At 61.5% G+C, this 12,200-nt stretch carries 10 protein-coding genes; 2 read left to right on the top strand and 8 right to left on the bottom strand.

The window, feature by feature from the left end:
• Positions 1-160 precede the first annotated feature (160 nt).
• The 5 genes from RBB32_RS12470 to dctP all read right to left on the bottom strand — a co-directional run bounded on the left by RBB32_RS12470 (position 161) and on the right by dctP (position 5,859).
• Positions 161-1,675 carry a malonyl-CoA synthase gene (locus RBB32_RS12470; RefSeq protein WP_306153041.1) on the bottom strand — a complete coding sequence of 505 codons (1,515 nt, stop codon included), beginning with the start codon at positions 1,673-1,675 and terminating at the stop codon, positions 161-163.
• Positions 1,676-1,679: 4 nt separating this feature from the next.
• Positions 1,680-2,939: a malonyl-CoA decarboxylase domain-containing protein gene (locus RBB32_RS12465; RefSeq protein ID WP_306153040.1), complete on the bottom strand. Its 1,260-nt coding sequence runs from the start codon at positions 2,937-2,939 to the stop codon at positions 1,680-1,682.
• Positions 2,936-4,252 (bottom strand): TRAP transporter large permease, encoded by a 1,317-nt coding sequence (locus RBB32_RS12460; RefSeq protein ID WP_306153039.1) that lies wholly within the window; start codon positions 4,250-4,252, stop codon positions 2,936-2,938. The genes RBB32_RS12465 and RBB32_RS12460 overlap by 4 nt, the downstream gene beginning before the upstream one ends.
• 5 nt (positions 4,253-4,257) lie before the next feature.
• Positions 4,258-4,803: a TRAP transporter small permease gene (locus RBB32_RS12455; protein WP_306153038.1), complete on the bottom strand. Its 546-nt coding sequence runs from the start codon at positions 4,801-4,803 to the stop codon at positions 4,258-4,260.
• 69 nt (positions 4,804-4,872) lie between these two features.
• The gene (gene dctP / locus RBB32_RS12450; RefSeq protein ID WP_306153037.1) at positions 4,873-5,859 is read right to left on the bottom strand and encodes a TRAP transporter substrate-binding protein DctP; all 987 of its coding nucleotides are present in this window, start codon (positions 5,857-5,859) and stop codon (positions 4,873-4,875) included.
• A gap of 138 nt (positions 5,860-5,997) precedes the next feature.
• Between dctP and RBB32_RS12445 the strand changes: the two genes are divergently transcribed.
• A complete protein-coding gene (locus RBB32_RS12445; protein WP_306153036.1) occupies positions 5,998-6,654 on the top strand; it encodes a GntR family transcriptional regulator in 657 nt (218 codons plus the stop codon).
• A gap of 35 nt (positions 6,655-6,689) precedes the next feature.
• Here the strand turns inward: RBB32_RS12445 and holA are convergent, their stop codons facing one another.
• From holA to leuS, 3 genes are read right to left on the bottom strand one after another with little or no spacing between them, the layout of a single operon-like run.
• Positions 6,690-7,715 (bottom strand): DNA polymerase III subunit delta, encoded by a 1,026-nt coding sequence (gene holA / locus RBB32_RS12440; protein WP_306153035.1) that lies wholly within the window; start codon positions 7,713-7,715, stop codon positions 6,690-6,692.
• Positions 7,712-8,203 (bottom strand): LPS assembly lipoprotein LptE, encoded by a 492-nt coding sequence (gene lptE / locus RBB32_RS12435; protein WP_306153034.1) that lies wholly within the window; start codon positions 8,201-8,203, stop codon positions 7,712-7,714. The genes holA and lptE overlap by 4 nt, the downstream gene beginning before the upstream one ends.
• Positions 8,190-10,769, bottom strand: a complete 2,580-nt coding sequence (leuS, locus tag RBB32_RS12430; protein WP_306153033.1) for a leucine--tRNA ligase — start codon at positions 10,767-10,769, stop codon at positions 8,190-8,192. The genes lptE and leuS overlap by 14 nt, the downstream gene beginning before the upstream one ends.
• A 152-nt stretch (positions 10,770-10,921) precedes the next feature.
• On the opposite strand from leuS, the gene RBB32_RS12425 reads away from it, so the two are divergent.
• Entirely contained in the window at positions 10,922-12,187 is a 1,266-nt protein-coding gene (locus tag RBB32_RS12425; RefSeq protein ID WP_306153032.1) for a glycosyltransferase, read from the top strand.
• Positions 12,188-12,200: the final 13 nt, after the last annotated feature.

Raw genomic sequence — 12,200 nt, 5'->3', positions numbered from 1 at the left:
ACAAAACGTACAGAACGTACGTGACTTTTGTACGTTTTTGGCCTGAGTGGTCGTAACGGCCTGTCACAGGGTAGAGGCACATGCCTGCCCCTACCCCCGGTCCGCCCCCAAGGTTTGATTTCGTCAGGGTTCGGAGGTCGCGACCAGGGGCACAGGTTTCTCAGGACGAGAACATTCCCTGATATTGATCCCGCAGGACGTTCTTTTGGACCTTGCCCATCGTGTTGCGCGGCAATTCGTCCAGCACGACGAGTTTACGGGGGTGTTTGAACCGGGCGAGCGACGCGCTGACCGCGTCAAGCATGGCCTCGGTATCCGGCGTGGCCCCGTTTTCGGGGACGATAACGCCCAGTACGGTTTCCCCGAAATCCGGATGCGGCACGCCGATCACGGCACTTTCCAGAACGCCGGGTTGCTCATCGAGCACCAGTTCGATTTCCTTGGGGTAGATGTTGTACCCCCCGGAAATGATCAAATCCTTGTTCCGCCCCACGATATGGACGTAGCCATCAACGTCGATCTTGCCCAGATCGCCGGTGATAAAGAAGCCATCCTCGCGCAGTTCGGCGGCGGTTTTCTCGGGCATTTGCCAATAGCCTTTGAAGACGTTTGGCCCGCGCACCTCGATCTGGCCGACCTCGCCGTTTGGCAGGGTCTCGCCCGTGTCGGGGTTGGTCACCTTCAACTCGACCCCCGGCAAGGGGAAGCCTACGGTCCCCGCGCGGCGTTCGCCGTCATAGGGGTTGGAGGTGTTCATATTGGTTTCGGTCATGCCATAGCGTTCAAGGATGCGGTGACCGGTGCGCGCCTCGAACTGGAGATGGGTTTCGGCCAGAAGCGGCGCGGAGCCCGACACGAAAAGCCGCATGTGTTGCGCAAGATCCTTGGTGAACCGCTCATCCCCCAAAAGGCGCGTGTAGAAGGTTGGCACGCCCATCATGCTGGTTGCATCTGGCAGGCGGTCGATCACCTGATCAAGGTCGAATTTCGGCAGGAAAATCATGCTGCTGCCAGCGGCCAGCGCGATATTCGTGGCCACGAAAAGCCCGTGGGTGTGGAAAATCGGCAGGGCGTGGAGCAGGACATCATCCGCAGTGAACCGCCATTCGGTCACCAAGGTCCGCGCATTTGACAGCAGGTTGTCCTGCGTCAGCATCGCGCCCTTGGAGCGGCCCGTGGTGCCGGAGGTATAGAGGAAGGCGGCAAGATCATCGGCGCGGCGCGCGACGGTGTCAAAGCTGTCGGGCATGTCCTTGGCCTTGTCCATCAAGCTGCCGCTGCCATCGGCGTTCAGGGATTCGATCTTGGTGCCGAGGTCGCCGGCCAGCTTTCCAAGGCTGCCTTGGTTCTTGCCGTCACAAACGATCAGCGCGGCGCCGCTGTTCTCGATGAAATAGCTAAGCTCGTCGGTGGTATAGGCGGTGTTGAGCGGCAGAAAGATCAACCCGGCCTGTGCGCAAGCGGCGTAAAGCGCCAATGCCTCGGGGGATTTTTCGATCTGGGCGGCGACCCGATCACCGGGGACAAGGCCGATTTGCGCGGTGACATTGGCAATCCGGGCGCTGGTGGCCAGAAAATCCCGGTGGGTAACTGTCTGACCGTCTGGCAGATGAAGGAAAGGCGTGGTTTTTCCGGCATGAATTCCGAAGAGACCATCGTAGAGTGGATTAGCCATGGGGTTATCTTTCCTCGATCTTGGGCGATGCCGCCTGTCCGGCCAAGGCCTTGACCTCGGGGGTGGCGACGACATCGCGGGTATTGGCAAAGTTTTCGTGGTTTTGCGCGACGCGGGACAGATCGTAAAGGTAATTTACCATCGCACCGCCCGATTGGGCGCGCCCCTTGTCCGAGGTGTCGGCATCGGCATGTACGGCATGGACAATGGCCCCGTTGCCCAGATGGAAGCGCGCCACCGGATCGAATGGGGCACCGTTTTCGGATTTGGCGTTAAGCAGGTAATGCGCGGCCAGCGCCTTCATGCTGTCGGAGTGGTCGGTATCCCAAGCGATGTCTTCTTGATCAAGCCATTTGGTCAAGCCGGGGATCGGCGACAGTGTGACAAAGGTTTTCAGACCGGGCAATTCCGCTGCCAGGTCCGACGCCACCTGTTTGATCAGGGAATTGCCGAAGGAAATGCTGGCCAAGCCCGCTTGGCAATTCGAGATCGAATAGAAAACGGCGGTATCGGCCTCCTCGGCGGGCAAGGCGGCGCGGTCCTCGGCCAAGAGCGCCTGAACGGAGCCGGGCACACCGCGGGTCAGCGCCACTTCGACAAAGATCAACGGTTCATCGGGCATGGCCGGGTGGAAAAAGGCGAAACACCGGCGGTCCCGGGGTTGTAGCCTGCGGCGCAGGTCATCCCAACTGTCGATTGCGTGCACGGCCTCGTAGGCGATGATCTTTTCAAGGATATGCGCCGGGCTTTCCCAGTTGATCGGGCGCAGCACCAGGAAGCCGCGATTGAACCACGAGGCAAAGAGATGGCGGAAATCCAGATCGAGCGCCTGAAGCTCGGGGTCGTTGCGGCCCAGCCGGAGAAGGTCGGCGCGCATCTTGACAAGCGCGCCGGTGGCGCCGGGGACGCCATTGAGCCTGCGGATCAACTCTTGCCGGGCGGGTTCGGACGCTTCGGCAAAGGCGCGGTAGGTGGCCTTGGAGGGGGTGCGCTCATAGGCGTCGAGCGTGGTTCGGACCACCTCGGGGTCGATATTCATCGTGGTCGCGATGTCACTGAAAAAGGCCAGTTTCTCGGCGTCGTCCAATTCGGGAAAGCGTGCAAGGATTTCCCGCGCCAGTGCCAATCCGGATGTCTCGCCCGCCGAGCCGACCAAGGCGGTGGCCATTTCGGTCAGCGGGCGGCCATCCTTGGCGAGGCCGGGGGCCTCGCGGCGGTAGCGCCGTTCGAACACGGTAGAAAGAAGATCCGCCAGCAGCGTCATATCGCGCCCCCCATGACAACGTTGGGCAACCATGTGGCAAGGCCCGGGAAAAGGCACAACAGGATGATGGCAATCACCATGCAGGCCACGAAAGGCAGTGATCCCGTCAGGATCGTTTTTAGCGAAATATCCGGCGCGATGCCATTGATCACGTAGAGGTTCAGGCCGACAGGCGGCGAGATCAGGCCGATTTCCATGTTGATGGTCAGCACCACGGCAAACCAGATCGGATCGAACCCGGCGGTGGTGATGATCGGCAGCAGGATGGGCGCGGCCATCAGGATCACCGCGACCGGTGGCAGGAAGAACCCGGCGATCAGCAGGAAGATATTCACCGCCCCCATCAGCACCCAGCGGTTCACATCCAATGTGCCGATCCATTCCGCGATCGACTGGGTGATGAACAGCGAGCTGAGCATGTAGGAAAACACACCGGCGGCGGCGATGATGAAGAGAATCATCACGCTTTCCTTGGTGCTGTCGCGCAGCACCGTCCAGAGCGCGCCGGGGTGCCATAGCTTGTAGATGATCATCGCGATCAGCAGGCACAAGAGAGCACCCACCGCGGCGGTTTCCGAGGGCGTGGCAACGCCGCCGTACATGGCGTAGAGCACGCCGAGGATGATCAGCAGGAAGGGCAGAACACGCGGCAGGATCTCGAACCGTTCGGCCCAGGAGTAGTTTCCGGCACTCAGGATCGTGGCATCGCCCGACCGCCATGTCGAATAAAGCGACCATGCCATGAACAGCCCCACCAGCAAGAACCCCGGAATCACCCCGGCCAGAAACAGCCGGCCAATCGAGGTTTCGGTGGCGATGCCATAGACGATCATGGTGACCGAGGGCGGGATCAGGATACCCAGCGTACCGCCCGCCGCGATGGAGCCTGCGGCGACACCATCGGGGTAGCCGCGCTTGCGCATCTCGGGGATGCCCATCTTGCCGATGGCCGCACAGGTGGCCGGGGACGAGCCCGACATCGCCGCGAAAAGCGCGCAGGCCCCGAGGTTCGAGACCACAAGCCCACCGGGCACGCGGGTCAGCCAGCGTTCAAGCGCCTCGTAAAGGTCGGCGCCTGCGCGGGTTGAGGCGATGGAGGCCCCCATGATGATGAACATCGGGATCGACAGCAGCGCGAAGTTATCAAGCTTGCCGAACAGGATTTCCGGCATCAGCTCCAGCGAGCGCACGCCGTCGAAGATGATAAGGAATCCGGCAGATACGATCAGCAGGCCCATGGCCACGGACACGCCGGAGAAAAGAACGAGGATGGTGACAATCGCCACGATCCCACCAAGCAGAAGCGGATCCATCGGGCTTACTCCAATCCAAAGGGTTTATCGACGCCGGTCAGAACGGCGACCAGATCGGCGATGAGCTGCAAGAGCAACAGGCCAAAGCCCACGGGGATCGACAGATAGGGAATCCACAGGCGCACCCCCCAGATCGTGTCGGAGCGCCAGCCCCGCTCCCAGGCGAAGTGCCAGTAATCGTAGCCGTAGAACAGCATCAAGGCGACAATCGCGATCGACAGAAGCGATGTCACAACCGCCAGGACAAACCGGGCGCGCGGCGGCAAAGAGATGGGGATCAGGTCCACGTTCACATGGCCGCGCAGGCGTTGAACATAAGGCAGGCCGATCAACGTGGCGGCAATGACCAGATAGACGACCGCCTCGGTCTGCCAGATGGTCGAGCCGTTCAGGACGAAACGTATGACGATCATCTGGCAGGTGATCGCCACGGCCGCGACGATCATCCCGGCAGAACACCATCCCGCCAGTGTCGAGATGGCTGCCACGGCTTTGAGAAACGGGTTATTCCCGGTTTGCGCAACAGCGGCAGAAACATGCCCTCCGGCCATGTTCGCCTCCCTTCGTATTATCTTGTGTCGAGAAGTTGGAGGGGCAGCGCGCGGCTGCCCCGCGCGGCGTTATTCCACGGCCAGCGCCATATCGAGAAGTTCTTGCCCGTCGGAGACCTCTTCAACGAACTTTTTATAAGAGGTTTCCATCGCAAGCTTGCGCCATGCCTCGAAATTCTCGGCACTCATCCGGGCGATTTCGACACCGGCCTCCTTGAAGACCTCGGCCGAGGCCGCGTCTTGCTTCTTGGCTTCTTCAAGATAATGCGCCTCGGCCTTTTCGGCACCGGCAAGAAGGGCAGCCTGTTGTTCTTCGGTGAGGCCCTCGAAGGTGGTCTTGTTCATCAAAAGCGGTTGATACATGAACCACAAGGCCACATCGCCCGCCGGGGTGTAGCAGCTGACCTGCTCGTAAATGCGGTAGCTGACGAAGGACGACGACGAGGTGTTGGCGGCCTGAAGAACGCCCGTTTGCATGGCATTGTAGATCTCGGACGACGCCATCGAGGCGATGGACGCCCCGGCCCCGGCCAGCATCTGCTCGAACGACTTGCCGGCGGCGCGGGTCTGCAGGCCGTCGACGTCCTCCGGCGCGGTAATGCATTTGTCCTTACCGGCAAAGCCACCGGCCAGATAGCCATGCACCAGAACCATCACGTCATCTTGCGCCATTTTTTCCTCAAGCGCCTCCATGAAAGGCGAATTGGACAGGCGCGCGGCGTGGTCGTGGTTTTTCACAAGGCCCGGCATGAGCGTCAGGTTATAGGCGGGTTGCTGTCCGCCTGCGTAGCTGAGCGGCAGAACGGTCATGTCCAACTGTCCGCGGCTGAGGGGTTTGTACTGTTCGCGGGGTTTGAACAGGGACTTCGAGCCGAAAATCTTGATCTCAAGATCGACATCGGCGGCCGCCACCTCATCGGCCACGATCTTGGCCACCTGGTGGCGGATATCCTTGTTTGACCATTGGTGCGACAAGCGCAATTCGGTTGCATTGGCCATCGTCCCGACAGCCGCAATGGCCAGCGCAGCGCTGGCTGACTTCAAAAGTGATTTCATTTTCTCCTCCCTAAAACTCCAACCCGAATGACTTCGGGGATGCCCTTAGCCTAGGCATGCAATGTTTTTGCAGTCAATGATTTTGTATACAAGAGTTTCGTTATTGAATTTCTAAAAGGGCACTGGTAATACGAAACCATGGAAAAACGTCGTGCAGATATCATCGCCGAACAGCTGGAAGAACGGATTTTCGACGGGACTTATCAGGATGGGGACCGGCTGGACGAGGTGCGGCTGGCGGAACATTTCGGCGTTTCCAGAACACCATTAAGAGAGGCATTACAACGACTTGCACGATCCGGCCTTGTCGAACTCGTGGCCCGCCGAGGGGCTTTCGTACGTCAGCCCGGGCCGGTCGAACTGATGGAGATGTTCGAAGTGATGGCCGAATTCGAAGCCGTCTGCGGAAGGCTGGCGGCAAGGCGCATCTCGGACGAGGCGTTGGCGGATTTGCATGACGCGAACGAGAAGTGCCAAGCGGCGGTCGAAGCGAACGATCCCGATTCGTATTACGCGGAGAACGAGCGATTCCACGCGATCATCTATCGCGAGTCGGGCAACGGGTTCCTGGCGAAAGAAACCGGCACCCTGCATCGCCGCCTACAGCCATTCCGCCGCCAACAGCTTAGGTTGCGGGGGCGCATGGCCCAATCCATGGGCGAGCATCGCGCCATCCTGGAGGCCTTGGAGAAAGGCGATGCCGAAGCGGCGGCCACCGCGTTGCGGGGGCATGTGGCCATTCAGGGCGAGAAATTCTACAGCCTGATCGCAACGCTCAAGAGTGCCGCAGAATAACTTAGCGCGCGCCCGGCGGGGTGCATTGACGGCCGCTAGCGCGCCGCCATCATCGCCAGCCGGATCAACGCGCGCTCGACAAGCGCCATGTCGGGCGCATGTTGCCCCGCCGAACGCAGTTGCAGGTCGGTTTCCGTCAGAAGGCTCAGCGCATCTTGCAGCCGTGGCGCGCCCCAGTTTTGCGCCTGCCGCTGCATCCGGTCGCGGCGCGGGCCGAAGACGGGCGGGCGCAAGCGGCCCATGCCTTGGGCCGGGCCGCCCGGATCGGAGGCGGCGGTGTAAAGCGTGCGGAAATGCCGGGTGGCGGCGATGCAAAGGCCCACGGGTTGCACCCCTTGGGCGCGCAGACGTTTCATCACCGGGCCGATTTCGCCCGAACGCGCCTCGGCCACGATGTTGAGGATATCGTCAAGCACGGCCTCGGTGGAACTGGGCGCGCAAGCGGCGATGTCCTCGGGCGTGAGCGGGCCATCGTCGCCCAGTTTATAAAGGCCCAGCTTTTCCATGGTCTGGCGAAAATCGCCGGGGTCCAACTCGCGCGCCAGGGCCGTCAGGTCGCGCATGGCATCGCCGCTGATGTCGCGCAGACCGGATTTGGCGAGGGTCGCCTCGATCTCTTCCCGCGAGGGGGGATCATCATAGATGGCGGCGGCATAGGCGTTGGGGTGCCCTTCGAACAGCTTGCGCAGCTTGGAGCTGGCCTTGAGCTGTCCTGCCGTCACGATGATCTGGGCATCGCCCTCTTGCCACTCCTCCACCGCCGCGATGATGGTGGGGGCCATGGCGTCGGTCGCGTCTTCGACGAAGGCCACGCGCGGGCCGGGGAAGAAGCCCTGCGCCTTGACGGCGTCCAAAAGCATCGCGGGGTCTTTGCGCAGGTCGGCGGCGGGGATGCGGGTCAGGCGCATTTCCTCTTCGCCCTGGGGGCCGATAAGGGCGGCGATCACCTCTTGCCGTTTGAGGGCCACGCGCATCCCGTCGGGGCCATAGATCAACAGGCCCGTGCGGTGCGCTTCGGGCTTGGCGAAATAGCCCGGCGCGTCGCGCCCGGTCAGTTTCATGCCGGCAGGCCCCCGGAGGCGGCGATCAGGCGGGTGGTGATCTGGTCGGCAAGGATCACCATGAGCCGTTCCTCGGCGTCGCGTTCGGCGGCCTGTGTGGCAACCGTTGTGCCGGAGGCTGAATAGGAGGTGAAACTGTCCACCTTGCCGGAGGTCAGAACCTCGCCCGATGACAGGTCGCGCAGGGCATAGGTAACGCGGCCCAGAAGGTTGAACCGGGTATTCACGTTGCTGGCGGAAATGGCGATGGGGTCTTCATCAAGGGTGATGGAATAGGCAAGGCCATAGCGCGCGGGCGCGGGGCGGCCCAACCGATCTTCCAGTTCTTGGGTCAGCAGGTAGGCCGGGCGGCTATCGGGTTCATCGACCGCGATGGTGCCTTGCAGCGCGGTGGCCGCGCCGTTTGGCCCGTAAGCGGGTGCAAAGCCACAGCCCGCCACCAAGGCGGCACTGCCAAGCAGGAAAAGACGGCGGTTAAACGACGACATTCACGATCCGACCGGGGACAACGATGACCTTCTTGGGTTGGGCCCCATCCAACGCCTTGACCACAGCATCGGTTGAGAGCGCGATTTTTTCAACCTCGGACTTGTCCATGTCCTTGGGCACTTCGATTTCCGCGCGGCGTTTGCCGTTGATCTGGATGGGCAGTGTAACGCTGTCTTCGACCAGCATGGCGGGGTCTGCCTTGGGCCAGGGCGCGTTGATGATAAGGCCCTCGCCGCCTTGGTGCGCCCAGATACCTTCCGCAAGGTGCGGGGTCATGGGCGACATGAGTTGCGCCAGCGTCATGATGGCCTGACGCTGCGCCGCCGCCCCGGCCTTGGATTTGGCCAGCGTGTTGGTGAAGGCGTAAAGCCGCGCGATGGCGGCGTTGAAGCCGAAGGATTCGACGCCCATGGTCACGTCATGGATGGCCTTGTGCATTTCGCGCAGGAGGGCCTCGTCGCCCTCGCCCGTTGTGCCGGATTCCATCTGGGCGATGCGGTCACACAGGTTCCAGACGCGGCTGAGGTGCTTGTGCGCGGCCTCGGCCCCGGCGGCTGTCCATTCCACGTCGCGTTCCGGCGGGCTGTCGGACAGGACGAACCAGCGGGCGGTATCGGCGCCGAAGGCCTCGATGATGCTGACCGGATCGACGACGTTTTTCTTGGATTTCGACATCTTGGCGGAGGGAACCAATTCCACCGCCTCGCCCGTGGCCTTCAGCTTGCCGCCTTCGACCTCTTCCGGGAAGTGATAGACGGGGCGGTTGTTCTCATCGCGGGTCTGGTAAATCTCATGCGTGACCATGCCTTGGGTAAAGAGCGCATCGAAGGGTTCAATCGCTTTTTCCGGCAGGTGGCCGCAAATCTGCATCGCGCGGGCGAAAAAGCGCGAATAAAGCAGGTGCAGGATCGCGTGTTCGATGCCGCCGATGTACTGATCGACGTTCATCCAATACTCGGCCTCGGCCATGTCGGTAGGGGTCTCGGCGCGGGGCGCGGTGAAACGGGCGAAATACCATGAGCTATCGACGAAGGTGTCCATGGTGTCGGTCTCGCGCTGCGCGGGCTTGCCACAGGACGGGCAAGTGCAATCGCGCCACGTGGGATGACGATCCAGCGGGTTGCCGGGGACCGAGAAATCAATCGGTTTGCCGCCCTCGTCATAGGGAAGCTGGATGGGCAGGTTTTCTTTCTTCTCGGGCACCACGCCGCAGGCGTCGCAATGCACCACGGGGATCGGGCAGCCCCAGTAGCGTTGGCGGCTCAGGCCCCAATCGCGCAGGCGGTACTTGGTGACGCCTTGGCCGACGCCATTGGCCTCGCAGAAGTCCACGGCGGCGTCGATGCCCTCGTCACCGGTTTGCACGTCTTCCCCAGCGAAGCCTTTGACGTAGCGCACTTTTTCGGTTTTCGGGGGCACGAAGGCCGCGCCGCCCTCTTCGGGGCGGGTGAAATCATCCGCCGGGGTTTCCGGCTCGAACGTCGAGGCGACGGGAAGGTCGTATTTGCGGGCGAAATCAAGGTCGCGCTGGTCATGCGCGGGGCAACCGAAGATCGCGCCGGTGCCGTAATCCATCAGGATGAAGTTGGCCACGTAAACCGGCAGCTCCCACGAGGTATCGAACGGGTGGCGCACCCGCAGCCCGGTGTCAAAGCCCTTTTTCTCGGCCTTTTCAAGTTCCTCTTCCGAAGTGCCCATGCGGCGGCATTCGGCGTTGAATTCGGCCAGATCAGCGTTGTCTTTTTCCAACTGGCGGGCCAGCGGGTGATCAGGGGACACACCAATGAAGCTGGCCCCGTTCAAGGTATCGGGGCGGGTGGTATACACCTCGATCCGGTCGTGGCCTTCGGGGCCGTCGATCAGCGAGAAGGCGAATTGCAGCCCGCGCGACCGGCCAATCCAGTTTTCCTGCATCAGGCGCACTTTCGCAGGCCAATTATCCAGCCCATCAAGCGCGTCCAGCAATTCACCGGAAAAGTCCGAGATGCGGAAGAACCATTGCGTCAACTCGCGCCGTTCCACCAAAGCGCCCGAGCGCCAGCCGCGCCCGTTTTCCACCTGTTCGTTGGCCAGAACCGTCATATCCACCGGGTCCCAGTTGACCACGGCGTTCTTGCGGTACACCAGACCTTTTTCAAGGAAGTCGAGGAACAGCGCCTGTTGCTGGCCGTAATATTCAGGGTCGCAAGTGGCAAACTCGCGGCTCCAGTCGATCGACAGGCCCAGCGGCTTCATCTGGGCGCGCATGTCGTCGATATTGCCGTAGGTCCAATCCTTGGGGTGGCCGCCCGAGGCCATGGCGGCGTTCTCGGCGGGCATTCCGAAGGCATCCCAGCCCATGGGGTGCAGCACGTTGTGCCCGGTGGCCAGCTTGTAACGCGCGATCACGTCGCCCATGGTATAGTTGCGCACATGCCCCATGTGGATGCGGCCCGAGGGATAGGGGAACATCTCAAGCACATAGTACTTGGGCTTGTCCTCGGTCCGGGTGGCGCGGAAGACCCCGGCCTTTTCCCATGCCTTTTGCCACTTGGCTTCAATCTCGGATGGCGAATAGCGCGACATGTGTAACTTACCCTCAAGGTGGTCTTGATATTTGCCCAAGCGTGATAGGCCGCGTGGCGCGCAGGGTCCAGTGCCTGCGCGCAAAAAGACAGGGCTTTGCAGCCAATCCCGGCGTGCCTATAACGAGAAAAACGAGATCGAGCGGCCATTTCATGAAAATCCTCTTTATCCACCAGAATTTCCCGGGACAGTACAAGCACCTTGCGCCGCTTTTGGCCTCACAGGGGCATCAATGCGTTTCGCTGACCTTACGGGTCAAGAAGCCCACCATGTGGAACGGGGTACAGTTGATCCCCTATAGCCTGCCGAAACGGTCAGGGCAGAATTTGCACCCTTGGCTGGTGGACCTTGATACCAAGGTGACCCGCGGCGAGGCCTGTTGGAAAGCTGCGCGAAAGCTGCGCGAACAGGGGTTCATGCCCGACCTGATCCTTGCGCATCCGGGATGGGGCGAGTCGATGTTCCTGCACGATCTGTGGCCGCAGGCGCGGATCGGGCTGTATTGCGAGCTTTATCACCATGCCGAATACCCGCACCTGAACTTCGACCCCGAGTTCGACAAATCCACCGACGCGCAGGCACAGGCCCTGCGCATCCGGATGAAGAATATCAACAACCACCTGCATTTCCCCGCAGCCCATGCCGGAATCAGCCCGACGGCGTTTCAGGCCGACACCTTCCCGGCCGAGTTCCGCAAGCGCATCACCGTCAGCCACGATGGCATCAATACCGCGACCGCCTGCCCCGATCCCGACGTTCGCCTGACCATCGAAGGCAAGGTGGATGTGACCCGCGAGGACGAGGTGATTACCTTCGTCAATCGCAACCTGGAGCCTTACCGGGGGTACCACGTTTTCATGCGCGCCCTGCCCCGGTTGCTTAAGGAGCGGCCCAGGGCCAAGATCCTGATCGTCGGTGGCGACGAGGTGAGCTATGGCGCGCGGCCGCCCAACGGGCAGACGTGGAAACAGATTTTTATCGACGAGGTGAAAGACCAGATCGCACCGCGGGATTGGGAGCGGGTGCATTTCCTTGGCCGTATTCCCTATGACACGTTCACCCAGCTTTTGCAGGTAAGCCGGGTGCATGTCTACCTGACGTACCCCTTTGTCCTGAGTTGGAGCCTGATGGAAGCGATGAGTTGCGAGGCGGCCATCGTGGCGGGCCGGGTTGCGCCCGTCGAGGAGGTCATCACCCATGGCGAAACCGGCCGCTTGGTGGATTTCTTCGACCGCGACGCGCTTGTCACGCAGGTTTGCGATTTGCTGGAGGATCCCGAGGCGCGCCAAAGCCTTGGCGCGGCGGCGCGCAGATTGATGCAGGATCACTACGATCTGAAAACCATCTGCCTGCCCCGACAGGTCGAATGGGTCAACGCCCTGAGCGAAATGGATGTGGACGACCGGGGCCGGGTTTAAAGCGTTCCGCCCT

The sequence above is a fragment of the Roseovarius sp. MMSF_3281 genome (assembly GCF_030733685.1).
In the GTDB taxonomy this organism is placed as follows: domain Bacteria; phylum Pseudomonadota; class Alphaproteobacteria; order Rhodobacterales; family Rhodobacteraceae; genus Roseovarius.
The sequence above is the reverse complement of the archived record's forward strand: the minus strand, read 5'-3'. Positions and strand labels throughout refer to the sequence as shown.

Excerpts from the sequence above, each read along its gene's own strand:
- RBB32_RS12470 (WP_306153041.1), bottom strand. The coding sequence starts at position 1,675 with ATGGCTAATCCACTCTACGATGGTCTCTTCGGAATTCATGCCGGAAAA.
- RBB32_RS12465 (WP_306153040.1), bottom strand. The coding sequence starts at position 2,939 with ATGACGCTGCTGGCGGATCTTCTTTCTACCGTGTTCGAACGGCGCTAC.
- RBB32_RS12460 (WP_306153039.1), bottom strand. The coding sequence starts at position 4,252 with ATGGATCCGCTTCTGCTTGGTGGGATCGTGGCGATTGTCACCATCCTC.
- RBB32_RS12455 (WP_306153038.1), bottom strand. The coding sequence starts at position 4,803 with ATGGCCGGAGGGCATGTTTCTGCCGCTGTTGCGCAAACCGGGAATAAC.
- dctP (WP_306153037.1), bottom strand. The coding sequence starts at position 5,859 with ATGAAATCACTTTTGAAGTCAGCCAGCGCTGCGCTGGCCATTGCGGCT.
- RBB32_RS12445 (WP_306153036.1), top strand. The coding sequence starts at position 5,998 with ATGGAAAAACGTCGTGCAGATATCATCGCCGAACAGCTGGAAGAACGG.
- holA (WP_306153035.1), bottom strand. The coding sequence starts at position 7,715 with ATGAAACTGACCGGGCGCGACGCGCCGGGCTATTTCGCCAAGCCCGAA.
- lptE (WP_306153034.1), bottom strand. The coding sequence starts at position 8,203 with ATGTCGTCGTTTAACCGCCGTCTTTTCCTGCTTGGCAGTGCCGCCTTG.
- leuS (WP_306153033.1), bottom strand. The coding sequence starts at position 10,769 with ATGTCGCGCTATTCGCCATCCGAGATTGAAGCCAAGTGGCAAAAGGCA.
- RBB32_RS12425 (WP_306153032.1), top strand. The coding sequence starts at position 10,922 with ATGAAAATCCTCTTTATCCACCAGAATTTCCCGGGACAGTACAAGCAC.